Source organism: Legionella maioricensis (assembly GCF_023618015.1).
GTDB classification, from domain to species: Bacteria; Pseudomonadota; Gammaproteobacteria; order Legionellales; family Legionellaceae; genus Legionella; species Legionella maioricensis.
The window spans coordinates 1-14,826 of the sequence record NZ_JAJKBJ010000041.1; the positions used below are offsets into that span (position 1 = coordinate 1).

Consider the following 14,826-nt stretch of genomic DNA (forward strand, 5'->3'; position numbering starts at 1 on the left):
TGAAAGTAGGGCATCGCCAGGTCTTTATTCTTGAAAAGCGGCTTAATAGCCGCTTTTTTTTTATTTTTTATCTATGGCTCATATCGCCAAGACTGTTGTCAAGCGGAATGATATGAGAATTTAGGACGTATTAAACACCATTATTGTTTAATTCTTTGATTCCAGGGTAGGTTGATTTATCTCATGTTAGTTCTAGATGTTTTGATATTCATTAATGATCTTAAAGACGCGAATAATTTAATATCTTGTGATGTTGTCTTTTGTAACGCTTCTATAAAAAGATTTGCTTATCGAGATCCAGTCGAACCGCTTAATACGGATGACATTCAATTTTTAATAGATACTTTTAAACATCGACGGAAAGAAATTAAAGCAGGCTTCGAGAATGATTATACCCTGAATATGGGGGAAGCAAATCAAAAATGGATTCAATTCGCTAAAGACTTAGCGTCGTCAGCCCAAAAAAATTATGTACAAATCTTATTCCCCGATATAAGCAATAATGTAGATTTTAATAATTTATCACTATTGACTGAAACCGAACGGCCCGAAAATTTTTATCTTGGCCAAGACAATAGAACTTTATATAGAAAAAGAGGTCTATGCGAGCATTTGATTAAGCAGAACTTTATTTTATCTACTCGCCGAGTTTTAAACTCAAACAAATTAAGTGCTATGAGTGTGGAAGAACTGACCCGGTTGCAATCATGCCGGCAAGTCAATGGGGACTTTTCGATAGGAGAAGAGTCATTCACTAATTTTTGGGATTTTTTGCAAAAAAAGGTATTTACCAGGCTTCAATCAGCGAAGGATGAAAAGAAAAATGAGAGGAAAGTACAAGTAGATTTATTGCCTCATTTTTTGGCATTAATAGAAGAATACTATGCATTAAAAACTACCAGGGCGGATTTTAAATTATTTAGGCAATCTGCCCAACTTTTTTTTGCTGAGCTATATAAATATCCATTGAAGGATATAAACTTTTTTTATGGAATTGAGATTCCCTTCAAAGATAAAAAATATTATTTATTGGATTTTTTAATCGTCATTAATAAAGCAGAATCTTATGTTTTAGATGAACACTTAAGGGCTCTGGCAGAATGGCTTTTTAACCTCCATCCAGCTTTAAAAGTTAGCCATAAAGAATTAAAACCACTTTATAGGAGAGTTCGGAACGCACATTTTAATTCTGCACGACAAGAAGACGAGTATTTATTCAATGAATGTCTTAAGATGTTGTTGTCGCTATTTACTCTTGAATTTGATTGCTTTCCTTTAACAAGTAATACCATTAATTTTTGGGATAGGACTAATTCGGTATTTTCTGAAGGTAAAAGAATATTTTCATTATTTGAACCATTATTAGCTGCTAACCGAACTGATGCACTGGTACCGTTGTATTGTATCGTTAGGGAAGACTATATTATCCCTGGGATGACTGATCGAAGTTGTTTTACTTGGCTAACTCGCTCTAATAGTATTCATGATTGGTATAGGAGGGCTGATAGAAATACCTTGGATAAATTAGGTGTTCATTGGGTTCAACCTGAATTATTAATGCATGTTTTATTAAGGGTCCGTACGCATGAACCTCGTATTGCGTCACAAATTAATAAATTTTTGGATGAATTAATCCATACTTACACACAAAATAATTATGATTTGTTGAAGCAACTTCGCGTCAATATTTTGTTTTCCAATTTTATAAATGAGTTGCCCAGCCGCGAGGGGAAATACCTGGTGACTCTTATGCAACTCTATGACAAATGCGATGCAAAACCTGTTTTTTTGAATAATTGTATTTGGTATATTGTTAATCGTTTATCTAATATTAGTACGGTTACAGCAGGGGGGGCTATTCAATTTTTTTCTGGTATTCGTAAGATTCCCAGTTCGAAATTAATCATTTCCAATATAAAATCCGATAATTTAAATGAAGTTATTGATGCTATTAAAAACCAATTGTATTCTCCTGATCTTAATTTGGATGGTGAGTTATTAGAAAAAATGACTATTTATTTGCGTTCACTAACACGCTCTATTTTAACTGTTGAACAATTGCAGGAGGCCAGCAACAGCGCGAGAACAGTGGATTATTTAGGCGCACCTACCTAAAATAAAACTGGCGTCCCTTAATGCCAGGCTGTTTTTAGCAATCATTAATACTTTGTTTTACCAAATTGCCCACAAAGCTTTATAAAATTGTCGTATCTTCTCATTGAAATACGTCCTTGGTTCACGGCATTAATAATAGCGCAATGAGGTGTGTTTATGTGGGGGCAATTACGAAATTTGCATTGATATAAATAAGGCTTAAATTCAGTATAACCCTGGGCAATTGCGGTCGCATCTATATCCCATAAGCTAAACTCTCTTACTCCTGGTGAATCAATTAATGCTCCGCCACTAGGTAAATGGTAGTAGCGTGAATTACTTGTGGTATGACGCCCTAACTCGCTACCGGTAGAGATATCTTGAGTAGCTATGTTTTCTTCATGAGGCAAAATCTCAGCAATGACTGACGATTTACCTACACCAGATTGGCCTACAAAAACACTAATCTGGTGATTAAGTGCTAACTTTAAAGGCTGAAAACTTAAAGGGATATTTTTACTCACCATAATAACAGGATAGTTTAGTGATTGATAATCCGTTATTAATTGCGCTTTGAGTTCTTCGCAGGGTAAATCCGTTTTATTTAGTAAAATAATCACGTGTAATTGTAGGGTTTCAGCCATTACCAAATAACTATCAAGCAAAGACCAACTGATTTCTGGTTTAGGAGCAATAACAATAATCATTTGGGTAATATTTGCTGCGACGGGTTTTTTAAGGCCAGTACCGGTTGGTCTTGCAAGAATAGATCCTCTTGGATATAAACTGACAACCACTCCTTGCTTATCCCCTTCTATTTGCCAAATGACTCTATCACCCGCAACCAGGGTGTCGAGATTAGGTCTGATGGTGCATCTAATTCGCTTTCCTTGATTGTCTTCAACCTCAACATGCCTGCTAAATCGCGTAATGACTAAACCATCAGCCAGTGCCTCGTGATTATTTTCTTTGTTTTCCTGATACGTTTGCTGATTTTTTTCAATTCGTGTTAATTGCTGTTTATTGATACGTCTTTTACTCATGGCTGCGATCTATACTATAATGAATGGTTTTATTAATGTTACAGTATGCAGGTAAATTATATTTAATGAAAGTCTACTTAGTGGGTGGCGCTGTCCGCGATAAATTATTGGGAATACCTGTCCAAGAGCGTGACTGGGTAGTGGTGGGAGCAACACCTCAGCAATTGTTAAATAAAAAATTTAGACAAGTAGGACGTGACTTCCCTGTATTTTTACATCCTGAAACTAAAGAAGAATATGCTTTAGCGAGAACAGAAAGAAAATCTGCACCAGGATATTACGGTTTTGATTGCGATTTTAGTTCAACAGTGACGTTGGAGGAGGATTTAGGTCGGCGTGATTTGACAATTAATGCGATGGCCATGGATGAGCAAGGTAATCTTATCGATCCTTATCAGGGGCAACACGATTTAAATAATAAAATATTGCGTCATGTTTCACCTGCTTTTATAGAAGACCCCGTCCGTGTCTTGCGCGTGGCACGTTTTGCAGCCCGTTTTCATTATCTTGGCTTTAAATTGGCAAATGAAACCCGCTCTTTAATGTACTCAATGGTAAAACGGGGAGAATTAATGCATTTAGTTCCTGAGCGCGTCTGGCAGGAATGGCAACGAAGTTTATGCGAAAAAAACCCAGAACAGTTTATTCTCTCTTTGCGTTCCTGCGACGCACTTCAAGTGATCATCCCTGAATTAAATGCACTATTTGGTGTACCTAATCCTTATCAGTATCATCCTGAAATAGATAGTGGTGTTCATACGTTAATGGTATTAGAAGCTGCCGCTTCCTTAAGCCAGGACCCCATAGTTCGTTTTGCCGCCTTGGTACATGATTTAGGAAAGGCCTTCACGCCAATGAACTCCTGGCCAAAACATCATGGCCATGAAGAAAAGGGTGTTTCAATTATCGAGTCATTGTGTTCGCGTTTACGAATTCCTAATGATTATCGTACCTTGGCCATTGCAGTTTCGCGATTTCATTTAAATATTCATCGTTTATTGGAATTACGTGCAACTACTATTGTCAGGCTTTTAGAACAGTGTGATGCTTTTCGTCGACCTCAATTGTTTTATAATTTATTACTTGCTTGTCAGGCTGATGCGGAAGGGCGAGGTAAGGCCATTGATTACCAACAAGCACGGCTCTGGAGTTATGTATTAACGGAATGTACCAAAGTGAATCCTCAGATTTTGATAACTCAGGGGTATGAGGGTAACGCAATTAAGGAGGCCTTGCATCAACGTCGCGTGGCTTGTGTAGAACTGATATTAAACTCTTGGAAATTAAATGAAAAATAATCAAAATTTAATCTGGATAGATTTAGAAATGACAGGTCTTGAGCCTGAGCAAGATAGAATTATAGAAATAGCCACCGTAGTAACTGACGCTCATTTAAATATCTTGGCTGAAGGACCGGTAATTGCTGTAGCACAGCCTAAAGCATTACTTGATGGAATGGATTCCTGGAACACAAAACAACATAATCAATCAGGTTTGGTAAAAAGAGTATTAGAAAGTGACGTGGGTGAATCGCAAGCGGAACAATTAACCTTGGCGTTTTTAAATCAGTACCTTGATAAAGGGAAGTCGCCTATGTGCGGAAATACCATTTGTCAGGATAGACGTTTTTTGTATAAATATATGCCTGAATTAGCCGCTTTTTTTCACTATCGCAATCTGGATGTGAGCACCTTGAAAGAATTAGCTATCCGTTGGCGGCCTGAGTTGTTAAGTGGGGTTGTTAAAGAATCCAAACATCTTGCCTTGGACGATATTAAAGATTCCATTAACGAATTGGTTTATTATCGCCAACATTTTATCAATTTGACGGAAGTAAAAAATGATTGAACGAGAACGCCTGGAGTTACCTAACAAGGCAGATAAATTATTACTGCATTCATGTTGTGCGCCTTGTTCGGGCGAGGTAATGGAAGCATTAATTTATTCAGAAATTAATTTCTCCATATTTTTCTATAATCCCAATATCCATCCTGTGCAAGAATATGAGATTAGAAAGCAGGAAAATATTAATTTTGCTGAGAAACATGGCATTCCATTTATCGATGCTGATTACGACAAAGATAACTGGTTTGCCCGAGCCAAAGGTTTAGAGTGGGAGCCCGAGCGAGGAAAACGTTGTACCATGTGTTTTGACATGCGATTTGAGCGCACTGCTTTATACGCCCATGAACATGGTTTTCCTGTTATTTGTAGTTCTCTGGGGATTTCTCGATGGAAAGACATGAATCAAATTAACGACTCAGGGATTCGTGCTGCAAGTCATTATCCTGATATAGAGTACTGGACTTATAATTGGCGTAAAAATGGCGGATCCGAGCGGATGTACCAGATTGCCAAACGAGAAGAATTTTACAAGCAAGAGTATTGTGGTTGTGTTTATTCCTTACGGGATACCAATGCTTGGCGCAAAGAAAAAACACGTGGCAGAATTAAGATAGGCATTAATTATTATACTGAAGAACAGTAAAACAGGAGTCTTATGGCTAAGCATTCGCATGCCGAATCGCACGATCATCATGGCCACGGTCATAGTCATGATGCGGTAACTTATGATAGGGCTTTTTTAATCGCAATTGTTGCTAATGGTCTTTTTGTCATATTGCAGATTATTTTTGCCTATATTGCTCATTCAACCAGTTTATTAGCTGATGCATTTCATAATTTAGGCGATGTATTAAGCTTGGTTTTAGCATGGCTTGCAACCAGCCTAATGAAACGTAAGCCCACAGAGAAAACAACCTATGGTTTGAAAAAAACATCCATATTAGCTGCTTTAGCTAATGGCATTTTATTGGTATTTACCTGTGGAATTATTGCCACTGAAGCTGTTTATAAATTATTTTCGCCTACAGAAGTGCAGGCAGTATCAGTAATGATCGTTGCGGGAATTGGTATTCTCATCAATAGTGGAACAGCAGTATTATTTTTGCGTGGCTCTGATGATCTCAATATTCGTGGAGCCTATCTGCATTTATTTTATGATGCTTTAGTTTCTGTGGGTGTAGTTATCTCTGCTGCTTTATTGTATTGGACAGGTTGGTTATGGATAGATCCTATAGTGGGTTTACTGATTGCACTGGTCATCCTTAAAGGGACCTGGGCTTTATTTGCTGATAGTTTCAGATTAATTATTGATGGAGTTCCTAGTCATATTTCCTGGAACGCCGTGAGCGATTTTCTTTTGACCAGACCAGGGGTTCAGGGAATTCATGATTTACATATTTGGGCAATGAGTACTCAAGAGAATGCTTTGTCAGTTCATCTTTATATGCCCGACTCCGAGTTGTCTGATGAATCCCGTATTGAATTAGTGGAGCAACTTAGAAAGCAATTTAACATTCAACACATTACGATCCAGACTGAAAAAACTAAAACTGAATGTAATGATGCCTGCCATGATCCCATGGTAAAAAATAAATAAGCCTTCACCTAATGGTGTTCACAAAGACTTGTGTAGGATGTAGCCTGGGTGAAGGCGTAGCCGTAACCCGGGATCGAAACCTGATTCTAGTCTTGAGCCTGGATTACACTTCATGCCAGGCTGCAATTTTCCTTTAAATTGACGCCATTGTATAACCACTTACACAATAATATTAAGCGATTAACTTGAATTGCGTACCGAGATTTAAGGCAGCACCCTGCTTATTCTGTCGGAGTCGTCGCTAATTCCAGACCTTTCTTAAAGTTCTCACAGGCAAGAAATGGGTCGTTAAGTTTCTCGTGAAGTTTACCCAGTTCTGCATAAGCAACAGGGGTAGGGTGGAGTTCATTAGATTGCTCCAGATAATGTTTGGCTTTACCCCATAAATGTTGCGTAATGCATAGTCGTCCTAAACATAGGAACAAGGCGGCTGAGTGGGGATTCTTTTTCAACAAGGATTCGGCAAAATCTAATTGATTCGCATCACATAACAACAATCCATAAAGTTCAATTAACAGAGGGTTAAATTCTTTACGCAGACATCGTCTTAATAAAACTTCTGCATTACTATAATCATGGTTTCTAAATAAAAAGCGAATATATTCCGCAACAATTTCTGGATTATTGGTTAAATGTTTAGGTAGCGAATTAAAGAACGTGGTGACTGCTTCAGGTTGATTTTGTTTGGTCAGATCAATAAGAGCTTGTAAATAAGTATTTTGTTGTAATTGTTCGAAAACCTGCTCTGAAATAACGTGGTTTTTTCTTAAATCCGGTAAGATGGCAATGAGTTGTGGCCAATCCCTTACTTCTTCGTACAGATTCATGAGAAGCTTTAAAACATAGGGATGACGAGGGGCTAAATCATGCAAATGCCTTAAAGTTGCCAAAGCCTGTTCCCATTGGTGGTTAGCTAACTGTAACTGAGCTTGAGTCAATTCAACAGCAATCTTGGCTTCAGGCATTGACTGTTGGGCTTCTCGTAAATAGTGGTCACGTAATTGGCTATCTCCCATTTTTTGAGCTGCCCGTGCTGCAGTTAAATAATTAAGAAGCGGCGTGTCGGTATTAGGTAATGCCTGGATTAAATGATTTTTTGCTTTCTGCCAATAACCTTCGCTGTATTCTATTAATCCTCTTCTGGTTGTTTCTTGTGCTTTTTGGGCAAGACGTCGCGAATTCCATTTATGAATCATCCCGGGTGTATTAGAAATTTTATTAAAAAGCTGTAATAAAATATGAATGATTATGAATAAGAGGAGTAAAGCAAAAGCAAAAAACCATGCCGTTGTTTCAATAATCCAATGATTGATGGTGATCAATACATACCCCGGATCATCGTTAAGCTGAATACCCAGCAAAACGGAGCCTAATAAAATAACAAAAGCGATCAGAATACGCATCATTATCAATTTTCTCCTTTCCCACCATTATTTGCCGGGGTAACTAGTAATTGTTTGTTATCAATCATTTGATTCAGTAGTGGAAGTGCCAGATTAATTACTGGTTTTTCCTGGGTAATTTTTATTTCTTGAAGCTCATTTAATTGTTTTAGTAATGCCGCGGTATTTTGCGAGCTTTGATTAAATGTTCGTTTAAGATTTAAAGTAGCTTGTTTAAGAGCCAGCTGATAGACAACAGGATTATTATTGATAATTGCCCATTGCGCCTCTTGAAGATTAAGACGAATACTTTCTCTTAATATGGATTCATATAAAGGAGACATTAAAGGTTTAATATTTTCATCGCTCCTTCGGATAACAACCATTTTCTCCAGTAAATTGACGCTATCTTGTAAACGAGTTTGCCAGGCTGAAGGGTTGGCTGTTTTGGGGGGCTCCGCTTCTGTTGCGGACTCGGTTTGATCGATAGTCGCCTGGATAGTTAGATTGCTGATACTTATTTGTGCTGCGTCCAATTGACTTAGTAAACCCGCGATATCGACAGTGGGTATGGCCTTTAACTGGGCAATCTCTTTTGCTATAGCTTGTCTAACCGTAAAGATTTTAGGTGCAGGTAACTGCTCTAATAATTTATCGGCTTGCTGTAATAACGATATTGCGGCGTCAAAATTATCACTCCAATGAGCATTTATTTGGGCTAGTTCAAGGTAGTAGCGCGCTTTCAACAAGAGCCAATCCTGGTTTTGATAGAGCTTTTGATCCATAGCAGTTTGTAACTGTTTGCTCAACTGATCTATTTTATTCTGCAACGTGCCTTGGGTTTGTTTGAGCTCGTTTGTTTTGGTCTCGACTTGCTCTTGACTGTCTGTTTGAGTTTGTTTTAATTGAGCGATTTTAGCTTTTATTTCGGCTTTCAAGTGTGAGTTTTTATTAGCCAAATTTGCTTGTAGTTTATAGTTAGTTTGAAGAGCGCATATGGCAATGGCCATTGACGCAACAGCAATAAAAATAGCTAATCCATTAATAAAAGAATTACTCTTTGGATGATGGGAATTATTTAGTTCTTGAGGCTGTTTACTCGATTCAACCTTAGCATTTTGTTTTAGTGGTTTTATTGCTTTTTTTTGTTCTTCTTCATTGCTATTGGCCATGGATTAATCCTTCATTATAGTCTAACAGCGTATTCATCATCCAATCAGGATGACTTATTATAATTTTTTTCATGCCTGATAATGAGGCTGCTTTGCCCAGACGATCACTGATAACCAGGCAGGGTTTTTCTTGTAGCCAGTAATGGGCCTCTTTATTAAACATCTTAAAAAGATTGCGTATCGATTGTTCGCTTGTTAACAGTATAATATCCACTAAGTCATCTCGCCATAACGAATTAATAAATTGATGGCGAATTTGAGGGAGTACTCTTTTATATACATCAAGGGTGATTAACTTGGCTCCTCTTTGTAATAAACCCTCTTCAATGAGTTCTCTGCCCCCTTCACCTTTAAATAATAGCACGGTTTGATTCGTTATTTCTTGTAACGTATTTAGGATGAGTAAATGCTCGCTATTGGGTGCTTCTGGAATATCATTGACTTGAATATGCAACTCATGAAGCGCTTTTGCAGTTCCGTGACCTATAGCAATGACTTTAATCTGAGTTGGCCAATGAATATTATTCGACTTGAGCTGGCTAAAGCAGTGATGGACGGCATTAGCACTGACAAAAATAGCTTGATTTACATCACTTAAAGGGGGCAATGAGCCAAGCCAGGAGTTACTGGTAGCCCTGATTTCTATAGTAGGGCATTCAATAGCTATTCCTCCAGCATCAGTAATACTTTTACTGAGTGCTTGAGCCTGATTTTGGGGACGAGTATTTAAAACACGAAGTCCATTAAGTGTTCGTCTCATAACGGTATAGAGTCAAGTAAATCTGCTGCACCCTTGGCTAACAAGGACTCGGTGCATCGTTTGGCAAGTGTTTGGGCTTGATCATGGCCTCCTTTTTGACTGTCTTCAATCAACTGTGTGCCGTCAAGACTTAATATTTTGGCTCGTAAAAAAAGTTGATCAGGTGAGGTGAATGTGCAAAAAACAGCTAAAGGCACATGACAATTACCCCCCAGTTGGGCATTGACACTGCGTTCGGCCTGTACACATAAAGAGGACAACGGATCATTTAATCCGGCAATGAGCTGTTGTATTTCCTGATCATCGGTTCTGCATTCAATACACAAGGCACCTTGCCCGCAGGTAGGTAACATCACTTCAGCAGACAAACGCTCCGTAATGATATGTTCCAAGCCCATGCGTTCAAGACCTGCGGTAGCGAGTATGATCGCATCATATTCTCCAGCCTCAAGTTTCGCGAGGCGAGTGTTAATGTTGCCGCGCAAGGTTTTGATCTGGAGATCGGATCTATAGGCTAATAATTGTGACTGTCTTCTAAGACTTGCTGTTCCGACTATTGCTTGAGGAGGTAGTGCATCAAGGCTTGCATAGTGTTTGCTGATTAGGGCATCGAAAGGATTATGTCGTTCACAAATGGCCGCCAAACTAAGGCCGTCAGGAAGTTCTGCTGGCATATCTTTAGTCGAGTGGACTGCAATATCGGCCCTGTTACTTAGCAAGGCTTCCTCTAATTCTTTAACGAACAATCCTTTTCCCCCGGCGGCTAATAATTTGTCCATGAGAAATTTATCACCAGAGGTCACCATGGGTAATAATTCAACAGTTATGTCGGGCCATTGTTTTAAAAGCAGTTCCCGAACATGATTAGCCTGCCATAAAGCAAGTGGGCTTTGACGTGTTGCAATGCGGATTTTTTTGAGAGTCATGAGATGTAAAAAAGGTATAAGATTGGCAACATCATACCATTGATTTGCTTAAAAATTAGAGGATAATTTTCTTCAGACTTAATATTTTAAGCCTTGGGAGCAAGGATGTGGCAAATAAAAAAAATTGTGAGGCATTTAGATGACTCGATGCAACGGAGTTTGTCTAATTCTTCTCATCAATTAGTCGCTGTGGGGGCAATAGCGTTTCTGGGATTTCCTTTGTTTTACCTGATTTGGACCTATTGGCTTCCTCAACCCTACGAAAACTTGATGCTGCGTCTTTTTGGCAGTCTTCTTGGCTTAGGATTGATGTTTACTCCCTACTGGCCTGCAAAATATAAAAAATATTTATCCTGGTATTGGTTTTTAACCGTTCTGTTTGCCTTACCCTTCTTTTTTACCTTTATATTCTTGATGAATCAGGCCAGCGTCATTTCGGCGATGTCTTTATTGTGTGGGGTATTTTTTCTGGTATTGCTCGTTGATTTGCTAAGTTTATCAATAGTATTGGTATTGGGTTTCAGTCTGGCCCTTGTTGGGTATTATTTTTGTTCTCCACATATTTATTTTGGCGAAGAGCACATAGAAATGACATTAGTCATTTTGTTCACCATTATAGTAGGTTCTACCTTAAACTATAAAACTGCGATGCTGCAACAGCAAAAGTTAGCAGGAATGGCTGCCGCGGCAGGAATGATTGCTCATGAGTTGCGTACCCCTTTACTTGGAATTAAAAGTGGGGCACAAGCATTGGTGCACTACTTGCCTGTACTCACGCAAGGATACCAACTTGCCAAAGAGCAGGAGTTAATTGCAACACCGTTAAGAGAACGGCGACTTCAGCAGCTTGAAGGAGTCAGCGAGCGTATAGTCAGCGAAATTAATTATGCCAATACGATTATTGATATGTTATTAGTTAAGGCCGGTCGAGAGAATTCTCTGCATTATTGCGTTTTGGAGACGTGCACCATAGCTGAATGTTTAACTGAAGCGATAGCACGTTACCCATTTCAGTCGCCCAGAGAGCGGACATTAATAACCTGGATAGGAGACTTTCAATTTAAAGGGTCTAAGTTATTAATGCAGCATGTGTTGTTTAATCTAATAAAAAATGCTCTGTATGTTATTGCTACTGCTCAGCGTGGAGAGATAAATATTTGGACTGCCTTGGGTGATAAATTTAATTATTTATACTTTAAAGACACTGCAAAAGGAATGACGACCCAGCAATTATCTCAATTATTTAATCATTTCTATACGACCAATTTTTTAGGAACTGGTATTGGTTTGTCGTTTTGTAAATTAGTAATGCATGGTTTTGGCGGCAATATCATTTGTGAGTCAGTGGAAGGGGAATATGCGTTGTTTACGCTGAGTTTTCCTGTCGATGGCTCTTGAAAATTCATAACAATCAAATAACCTGTTTATTTTTGAAAAGGAGCAAGCCCTTTAATGCAAAACAATACCGCTATTGCTATCACTGGGCTCAACAAAAGCTACAGCAATGGTTTTAAAGCACTAAATGACATCAATTTGGAAATCAAATGCGGCGAGATTTTTGCGCTGTTAGGGCCAAATGGCGCGGGTAAGACCACGTTAATCAATACCATATGCGGTATCTCCCGATTCAACACCGGCACCATTACGGTATTCGGGTACGATAACCTCACGCAATATCGTGAAGCGCGTGCAGCTATCGGCTTAGTGCCTCAAGAGCTGACCACTGATGCATTTGAGTCGGTGTGGAACACGGTGACATTTAGTCGGGGATTATTTAACAAAGCACCCAATCCAAAGTATATCGAGGAGGTACTAAAGCGCCTTTCACTTTGGGATAAGAAAGATGAGCAAATTCGGCGTTTATCGGGGGGGATGAAAAAGAGAGTGATGATCGCTAAAGCATTGTCGCATGAGCCAGAGATTCTGTTCCTCGACGAACCTACAGCGGGTGTTGACGTGGAGCTGCGTAAATCGATGTGGACGCAGGTAGAGGGGTTGCGCGATACGGGTGTTACCATTATCCTCACAACTCATTACATCGAAGAAGCGCAAGAAATGTCCGATCGCATTGGCATTATCAACAATGGCAATCTGATCCTGACTGAAGAGAAAAAAAATCTCATGGAAAAAATGGGCAAGCGCCAGATGATTTTCGTGCTGCGCGAACCGTTGATTAACATCCCTGCAGGATTGGGGGACTATCCTTTGACCCTGACTCAGGATGAAAACGGCGACAAATTGATTTTGACTTATGATCCTGAAGCTGAAAACGATATCTCTGACGTATTGGACCATCTAAAGTCCAACGGCATTCGCCCTAAAGATATTTATACTCGCGAAAGCAGTTTGGAGGATATTTTCATTGAACTGGTGGAGGTCAAATGAATACTCGTGGCATCCGTGCGATTTATAACTTTGAAATGGGACGAACCTTGCGCACATTGGGGCAAAGTATTGCCGCCCCTGTTATCTCTACCGTACTGTATTTTATCGTGTTCGGTTCTGCTATAGGCTCGCGCATGCAATCCATCGACGGAGTGCCCTATGGGGCGTTCATTGTCCCTGGACTTATCATGCTTACCGTGCTTGGAGAAAGTGTATCCAATGCCTCTTTCGGCATTTATTTCCCGCGCTTTACGGGAACGATTTATGAAATTCTCTCCGCCCCACTGTCTTTTGGCGAAATTATACTGGGTTATGTGGGGGCAGCTGCTACCAAATCGGTGCTCATCGGTATCATTGTGCTCTCAACTGCCTGGTTTTTTGTGCCGCTGCACATCATGCATCCTCTTTGGATGGCCTTTTTTCTGGTAATGACCAGTGTGACGTTTAGTTTGCTGGGCTTTATCATTGGCATTTGGGCCGATGGTTTTGAGAAATTACAGTTAATCCCGCTCCTTATTATCGCACCGCTGACTTTTCTTGGCGGCAGTTTTTATTCCATTAATATGCTGCCGCCTTTCTGGCGTCAGTTTTCCCTGTTAAACCCGGTAGTATACCTTGTGAGCGGCTTTCGCTGGAGTTTTTACGAACATAGTGATGTGAGCTTTACCACCAGCGTCACTATGATTTTAACGTTCACGTTCATCTGTCTTGGCATCATCGGCTGGATTTTTAAAACAGGCTACGGTTTAAAAAAATAAGGATGAAGTGCAGCCCAACAAATAAGGCGATGGCCTTGTTTCAGCGTTGGGCTTTGCAAGATTGGTGTTAACCTACGTTACGCTTTTAATGCAAAAGCAATAAAAATGTAGGTCCATCCAGTGACTATCATTTCAATGGCAATGAAAAGCCCGATAACCCATAATCCGCTAATAGGCCATTGCATCAAGATGAGCACTCCAAGAATCATGGCGGTAATTCCGGCTAATAATAACCAAAGCCACCCTTTTGAATCCTTTAAAGCAAAAGCCATAATGATACGGGTGAGGCCAATAACAATAAGGAGTCCAGCTAAAAGAGCAGTAATCAAAGTGGATGCTAAAAATGGATCATAAAAGACGACACCACCGGCTACAATATATAAAACAGCTATTAAAGATTGCCAAATGATTCCTTTCCATTCCCGATGTTTAAACACATCAACGAGATGAGTTAGGCCTGCAACAATTAATAGCGCTGCAAAAAAAATCATGCTGACAAGGGTCAAGCCCACTACCATTCCTAAACCAATACATCCTAAAATCACAAATAGAATGCCCAGTCCTAAAATCCAGCCCCAGTTACGATTCAGATCAACTATAACGGGTGGGTTCATTTCTTTTGTTTTAGCCATACAATATCCTTATTTATTGTGGGTAGAAGACTTCTTTACAGTGGTTCACTCACCCTAATATAGACTATTTTTCAAAGGGTTGTCGACTGGCTCGTCATTGCTGAATAAGTACTGGAGGCGTCATCTCGAACGACATTAATCCTGTGCCTGCAGTTGGAGATCCCTCACTGCGTTCGGGATGACGTTTATGTTCGGGATGACGTTTATGTTCGGGATGACGTTTATGTTCGGG

Annotated in this window: 14 protein-coding genes; 8 read left to right on the plus strand and 6 right to left on the minus strand. The window is 39.5% G+C overall.

What is annotated here, in order from left to right:
* Positions 1-183 precede the first annotated feature (183 nt).
* Positions 184-2,115, plus strand: a complete 1,932-nt coding sequence (locus LOX96_RS16955; RefSeq protein WP_250424673.1) for a hypothetical protein — start codon at positions 184-186, stop codon at positions 2,113-2,115.
* Positions 2,116-2,159: 44 nt separating this feature from the next.
* Here LOX96_RS16955 and rsgA read toward each other — a convergent pair whose 3' ends face one another.
* Complete coding sequence (gene rsgA, locus LOX96_RS16960; RefSeq protein WP_250424674.1) at positions 2,160-3,137, minus strand: small ribosomal subunit biogenesis GTPase RsgA; 978 nt, start codon at positions 3,135-3,137, stop codon at positions 2,160-2,162.
* 65 nt (positions 3,138-3,202) lie between these two features.
* On the opposite strand from rsgA, the gene LOX96_RS16965 reads away from it, so the two are divergent.
* The 4 genes from LOX96_RS16965 to LOX96_RS16980 are packed head-to-tail and all read left to right on the plus strand — an operon-like array spanning position 3,203 to position 6,579.
* Positions 3,203-4,435, plus strand: a complete 1,233-nt coding sequence (locus tag LOX96_RS16965; RefSeq protein ID WP_250424686.1) for a multifunctional CCA addition/repair protein — start codon at positions 3,203-3,205, stop codon at positions 4,433-4,435.
* Complete coding sequence (gene orn / locus LOX96_RS16970; RefSeq protein WP_250424675.1) at positions 4,425-4,985, plus strand: oligoribonuclease; 561 nt, start codon at positions 4,425-4,427, stop codon at positions 4,983-4,985. Before LOX96_RS16965 ends, orn begins: the two co-directional genes overlap by 11 nt.
* Positions 4,978-5,625, plus strand: coding sequence for an epoxyqueuosine reductase QueH (locus LOX96_RS16975; protein WP_250424676.1), 648 nt, complete (start codon positions 4,978-4,980; stop codon positions 5,623-5,625). Before orn ends, LOX96_RS16975 begins: the two co-directional genes overlap by 8 nt.
* Before the next feature lie 12 nt (positions 5,626-5,637).
* Positions 5,638-6,579 carry a cation diffusion facilitator family transporter gene (locus LOX96_RS16980; RefSeq protein WP_250424677.1) on the plus strand — a complete coding sequence of 314 codons (942 nt, stop codon included), beginning with the start codon at positions 5,638-5,640 and terminating at the stop codon, positions 6,577-6,579.
* A 221-nt stretch (positions 6,580-6,800) separates the two neighbouring features.
* Here the strand turns inward: LOX96_RS16980 and LOX96_RS16985 are convergent, their stop codons facing one another.
* From LOX96_RS16985 to hemC, 4 genes are read right to left on the minus strand one after another with little or no spacing between them, the layout of a single operon-like run.
* A complete protein-coding gene (locus LOX96_RS16985; protein WP_250424678.1) occupies positions 6,801-7,985 on the minus strand; it encodes a heme biosynthesis protein HemY in 1,185 nt (394 codons plus the stop codon).
* A gap of 2 nt (positions 7,986-7,987) precedes the next feature.
* Entirely contained in the window at positions 7,988-9,133 is a 1,146-nt protein-coding gene (locus LOX96_RS16990) for a uroporphyrinogen-III C-methyltransferase (protein ID WP_250424679.1), read from the minus strand.
* Positions 9,123-9,893 carry a uroporphyrinogen-III synthase gene (locus LOX96_RS16995; protein WP_250424680.1) on the minus strand — a complete coding sequence of 257 codons (771 nt, stop codon included), beginning with the start codon at positions 9,891-9,893 and terminating at the stop codon, positions 9,123-9,125. The genes LOX96_RS16990 and LOX96_RS16995 overlap by 11 nt, the downstream gene beginning before the upstream one ends.
* Positions 9,890-10,819 carry a hydroxymethylbilane synthase gene (gene hemC / locus LOX96_RS17000; protein WP_250424681.1) on the minus strand — a complete coding sequence of 310 codons (930 nt, stop codon included), beginning with the start codon at positions 10,817-10,819 and terminating at the stop codon, positions 9,890-9,892. Before hemC ends, LOX96_RS16995 begins: the two co-directional genes overlap by 4 nt.
* Positions 10,820-10,924: 105 nt before the next feature.
* Here hemC and LOX96_RS17005 point away from each other — a divergent pair, with 105 nt between their 5' ends.
* Genes LOX96_RS17005 through LOX96_RS17015 form a run of 3 tightly spaced genes read left to right on the plus strand, consistent with a single transcriptional unit; the run spans position 10,925 to position 13,962 of the window.
* Positions 10,925-12,217, plus strand: coding sequence for a sensor histidine kinase (locus LOX96_RS17005; protein WP_250424682.1), 1,293 nt, complete (start codon positions 10,925-10,927; stop codon positions 12,215-12,217).
* A 54-nt stretch (positions 12,218-12,271) separates the two neighbouring features.
* Positions 12,272-13,204, plus strand: a complete 933-nt coding sequence (locus LOX96_RS17010; RefSeq protein ID WP_250424683.1) for an ABC transporter ATP-binding protein — start codon at positions 12,272-12,274, stop codon at positions 13,202-13,204.
* The gene (locus tag LOX96_RS17015; protein WP_250424684.1) at positions 13,201-13,962 is read left to right on the plus strand and encodes an ABC transporter permease; all 762 of its coding nucleotides are present in this window, start codon (positions 13,201-13,203) and stop codon (positions 13,960-13,962) included. Before LOX96_RS17010 ends, LOX96_RS17015 begins: the two co-directional genes overlap by 4 nt.
* 77 nt (positions 13,963-14,039) lie before the next feature.
* On the opposite strand, the gene LOX96_RS17020 is transcribed toward LOX96_RS17015, so the two are convergent.
* A complete protein-coding gene (locus LOX96_RS17020) occupies positions 14,040-14,594 on the minus strand; it encodes an HdeD family acid-resistance protein (RefSeq protein ID WP_250424685.1) in 555 nt (184 codons plus the stop codon).
* Positions 14,595-14,826: the final 232 nt, after the last annotated feature.

Coding starts and splice junctions, on each gene's coding strand:
- LOX96_RS16975 (WP_250424676.1), top strand. CDS start 4,978: ATGATTGAACGAGAACGCCTGGAGTTACCTAACAAGGCAGATAAATTA.
- LOX96_RS17015 (WP_250424684.1), top strand. CDS start 13,201: ATGAATACTCGTGGCATCCGTGCGATTTATAACTTTGAAATGGGACGA.
- LOX96_RS16980 (WP_250424677.1), top strand. CDS start 5,638: ATGGCTAAGCATTCGCATGCCGAATCGCACGATCATCATGGCCACGGT.
- rsgA (WP_250424674.1), bottom strand. CDS start 3,137: ATGAGTAAAAGACGTATCAATAAACAGCAATTAACACGAATTGAAAAA.
- LOX96_RS17020 (WP_250424685.1), bottom strand. CDS start 14,594: ATGGCTAAAACAAAAGAAATGAACCCACCCGTTATAGTTGATCTGAAT.
- LOX96_RS16965 (WP_250424686.1), top strand. CDS start 3,203: ATGAAAGTCTACTTAGTGGGTGGCGCTGTCCGCGATAAATTATTGGGA.
- LOX96_RS16990 (WP_250424679.1), bottom strand. CDS start 9,133: ATGGCCAATAGCAATGAAGAAGAACAAAAAAAAGCAATAAAACCACTA.
- LOX96_RS16955 (WP_250424673.1), top strand. CDS start 184: ATGTTAGTTCTAGATGTTTTGATATTCATTAATGATCTTAAAGACGCG.
- LOX96_RS17010 (WP_250424683.1), top strand. CDS start 12,272: ATGCAAAACAATACCGCTATTGCTATCACTGGGCTCAACAAAAGCTAC.
- LOX96_RS16985 (WP_250424678.1), bottom strand. CDS start 7,985: ATGATGCGTATTCTGATCGCTTTTGTTATTTTATTAGGCTCCGTTTTG.
- LOX96_RS17005 (WP_250424682.1), top strand. CDS start 10,925: ATGTGGCAAATAAAAAAAATTGTGAGGCATTTAGATGACTCGATGCAA.
- orn (WP_250424675.1), top strand. CDS start 4,425: ATGAAAAATAATCAAAATTTAATCTGGATAGATTTAGAAATGACAGGT.
- hemC (WP_250424681.1), bottom strand. CDS start 10,819: ATGACTCTCAAAAAAATCCGCATTGCAACACGTCAAAGCCCACTTGCT.
- LOX96_RS16995 (WP_250424680.1), bottom strand. CDS start 9,893: ATGAGACGAACACTTAATGGACTTCGTGTTTTAAATACTCGTCCCCAA.